Origin of the sequence: Hydrocoleum sp. CS-953 (assembly GCF_002260545.1) — a bacterium.
Taxonomy (GTDB): Bacteria; Cyanobacteriota; Cyanobacteriia; order Cyanobacteriales; family Microcoleaceae; genus Trichodesmium.
Genome location: NZ_LGSU01000626.1, coordinates 1 through 3,924, shown reverse-complemented (window position 1 = coordinate 3,924; position 3,924 = coordinate 1). Strand labels below are relative to the sequence as shown.

The window sequence follows — 3,924 nt, the reverse complement described above, 5'->3', positions numbered from 1 at the left end:
GCATAAATAATAAAATCACTAACTAAATATATCTGTTTTCATTTTATTTTTTTTGTAATCTAAGTTATTTCCCAACAACTCTAATAATTTAGCACGGATAGATGTAATTTCTGATTGGGGTAATTGGGAAGAACTTACAGTGCTGGTTTTATCGTCTTGTTGTTTATTTTCCCAATGGGCATAGGGATTAGCTTCTGCTGTCAGATTAGAAATGAAATCTGCTCGAACACATTTCAATTCTGGCTCGGCGACTACATTTACACAACGATGATTAGCTTTGACAACTTCCTCTGGTAACAGTATTCTCAATTGAGTTTGTAAATCATACCAAGATATTGATACCCTCCCCTCCCCGTACTTCTGAAAAAAATCATCGTATCCTAGAGAAAACGAACGGATTTTTTGCCCGTTGACATTTCTAGTCGCCCATTCTGGAACTGGCTGATTTTTTTCTGCCTTTGTTTCCTGGTTTGGTTGTATTAGCTTATTACCAGTTTCTTTGATATTTTCGTATGCTTGGGTATGGGTATATTTAAGTGCTTTCAAGCCATTGGGTAAAAGATCGACACCCTGACCTACTTTACGAAAGGCGCGAGTTTGGTCGAGGACAATAATACTTTCAATGCCACGTTGGCGTAAACCAAGGGCGGTTGCTAATCCCACTGGACCGGCACCAACGATCGCCACATCATAGTCATTTTTTGGACTGGAGTTTTCTGGTTTCATAAACTGATATTGGTAATTACTAAAAATATTGTACAATAGTTGTAAGAGTTATCGTTACAATAATGTTTCCATAATTTCTGCAATATTACGACCGTAGAGTTTTTCAGCATACTCCCGCTGCTGCCCTTCTGAAAGGGGTATTATGCTTAAACTTGCTTCTTGAACGCGCTCCAAAATTGGGCAACGCAAATATTTATATTTATTAAAAGCTGCTTCTATCGCTGTCATATCATCCCACTGATTTTTCTGGTTAATATCACCAATTAATGTTGCGATCGCAGCAGCATCTTCAAAACCTTGATTAGCACCTTGACCCGCAAGAGGTGGCATTCCGTGGGCAGCATCTCCCACCAATACAACTCGTCCCATGTTCCACTTGAGCTTGTCTTGAGTATTAACAGTTACGGGATGAATATAAAAAGGGCGTTGTACTATCTGCTCTGGAGAGGATAAAGCCACAAACTGCTGAATCACCTCTGGAAAGTTAGCCTTTTTCAACTCCAAGACTACAGTATCAATTAACTCTTTTCCTGACTTCCCTGCCAATAACTCTAAAGCCAAACCTGCATCAATTATATATTTAAACTGACCAGGCGCTTGCGACAATATAACCATTTTCATTTGGGGAATTTGATTTTCTGTAGAATTTTCCAAGGCTGGGTCATTATAAATTACTACCCCTGTGGCACCATCAAGAAACCGACCTTCAATTTGGTGTAAAAGAGCTTCTGGAACTTCCTTAACTTCATCACAACAGATACCAGAAAAACCAGAATATTCTGGTTTGCTGTATACAGAGTATGGAGTTTCTTTGTACATTAGCTGACGTACAGTAGAATTAATTCCATCAGCTCCAATCAATAGTTTAGCACGGATCGATGTTATTTCTGATTCAACAAATTGGGAAGAATTCCCAGTGCTATTTTTATCTTTTTCCTGTTTATTTTCCCAGTGGGAATACGGGTTAGGTTTTGCCCCTAGATTAGAAACAAAATCAGCGCGAACGCATTGAAATTCTGGATCTTCAACTATATTGACACAACGATGATTAGCTTTAACAATATGGCTTGGTAATAGTTTTCTCAGTTGACTCTGTAAATCATACCAATGCATAAATGTTACAAAATCTCCGTATTTATGAACTATTTCATCGTATCCTAGAAAAAATAAAGAAATTTTTTCCCCATTCACATTTGTGACATTCCATTTTGACTTTGGTTTATCTTTTTGTAGTGAATTGTTATTGGATTTGTTAACAGTTTCTTTCATACTTTGATATGCTTGGGTATCAATATGTTTAAGTGCTTGTAACCCATTGGGCACAACAACAATATACTGACCCACTCTACGAAAAGACCGAGTTTGGTCTAGGACAATAATATTTTCAATGCCACGTTGACGTAAACCAAGGGCGGTTGCTAATCCTACTGGACCTGCACCAACGATCGCTACATCATAGTCAATTGTTGGAGTGGAGTTTTCTGGTGACAATGATTCTGTCTGTTCTAGTTTCATAAATTAATCTTAAATAATAACTACAACAGGACTTACGCAGTACAACGTATTTTGGTCATTGCGACCGACAGGGTTTGCGGAGCAGTCCGGAACGGATAGCAATCTCAAACGCTAGTTTTTCGTACTTCATGCGTAAGTCCTGTACAACTATTGTACAATAGTAAGGTGATTTAGAATTTATAAGGGAATAGGGAATAGAAAAGAATAAAAACAACTGTACCTCATAGCTTCGGAAATTGCTATATAATCTCTAAAGTTAGTTACCTTTAAGTTTAGGTTTAAGCTTAATGGGTGTAGTGAAAGACTATCAAGTGCTAAAATAAACCTTTGGTGCAAATTAACCAAATTAAAATTCAATAATCTAGAACATTACTGTGAAACATCAGAAAATATTGAAGTACAAAAAAATACTAATTGCTGCTCTTTTTTCTCTATCATTTATACTTTTTTTATCAATGAAAACATTGGCAGGTAGCCAGCCATTTTATACTATATTGAGGACAGGTACGCCTATAATTATTGATGGTAAATTAGATGAGCCAGCATGGACAGCAGCACCAGATGTAGGTGCTTTTAAATTTCCTTGGTGGGAGTCAGGAAAACAAGAAAAAACTGTTAGTAAATTGTTGTGGGATGATGATAATTTATATGTATCTTTTATTGTTGAAGATGCACATATTTGGGCAGAAAAAACCGAGCGTGATAGTGCTGTTTTTCAAGATGATTGTGTAGAAGTTTTTACAGCACCAAATCCCGATCAACCCCTTACCTATTTTAATATTGAAATGAACGTGCAGGAGGCATTTCTCGATCAATTTCATCGTCACACTTCAGAGGGACGAAAGACTAAGGAATGGAATGGTGAAGGTATAAAAATTGCTACTTCAATTGTTGGGAGTTTAAATGACGATAGTGATACAGATAAATATTGGATATTAGAAGCAGCCATTCCTTTCAACAATTTTGCTCAGGTTGCTAAAAATATACCACCGAAACCAGAAGAAATTTGGCATCTCAATCTTAACCGTCTAGGTGGTCAGACAAATTTACAGTATAGTCAATGGTCTCCCAGTCAAACTCCAAAACCCCAGTTTCATGCACCTCAATATTTTGGTCGTGTAGCATTTTCAATAACAGAAAGTCCCTTTTGGAAAAGATAATTATAAGAAGGAAAATTTTGAGTTTTGGCAGTTTTATAAAGTGAATAGCTTACATTAAAAAAATGCTAAAATGTCTATCTGTAAATACTTTAAAAGTTTATTGAGAAGCCCCAATTAAATTCATAATATAGCAATCAGGAATCAGATGTGAGAATTGAAGTATTCCTTAAAGGTATAGAATATAGCAGTTATCTTATAATATATAGATACATTTTTTCTTTGTTCCCTGTTCCCTGTTCCCTGTTCCCTAAAAATCTCCAATATCTCACAACTCAAACCATATTGCTATATTTACCATTTTTATCAAAAATTGCCTCTGAATTTAAAATCCTAAAATATCTTGCATAAAGTTACTAAAGTTTGGTAATTTAAGAATAGAATTAGACATGAATAAGAAATATGAAAACAAATACAATTACTGGCAGAAATTATCAGATTGGTGAAGCCGAAAAACTTACCTCCTTAGCTGACAAATATGGGGTTAAATTAGAAACAAGAAATTTGGATACTTACAGCGATGCAG

Annotated in this window: 3 protein-coding genes; 1 reads left to right on the top strand and 2 read right to left on the bottom strand. The window is 35.9% G+C overall.

Annotated features, from left to right (window positions below; all coding sequences use genetic code 11):
* Positions 1-18: 18 nt before the first annotated feature.
* Positions 19-726 (bottom strand): NAD(P)/FAD-dependent oxidoreductase, encoded by a 708-nt coding sequence (locus tag AFK68_RS06990; protein ID WP_094672136.1) that lies wholly within the window; start codon positions 724-726, stop codon positions 19-21.
* A 54-nt stretch (positions 727-780) separates the two neighbouring features.
* Positions 781-2,241, bottom strand: coding sequence for an NAD(P)/FAD-dependent oxidoreductase (locus AFK68_RS06985; protein WP_094672135.1), 1,461 nt, complete (start codon positions 2,239-2,241; stop codon positions 781-783).
* A 455-nt stretch (positions 2,242-2,696) separates the two neighbouring features.
* On the opposite strand from AFK68_RS06985, the gene AFK68_RS06980 reads away from it, so the two are divergent.
* Positions 2,697-3,401, top strand: coding sequence for a carbohydrate-binding family 9-like protein (locus AFK68_RS06980; protein WP_094672134.1), 705 nt, complete (start codon positions 2,697-2,699; stop codon positions 3,399-3,401).
* The last annotated feature ends 523 nt before the right edge of the window (positions 3,402-3,924 follow it).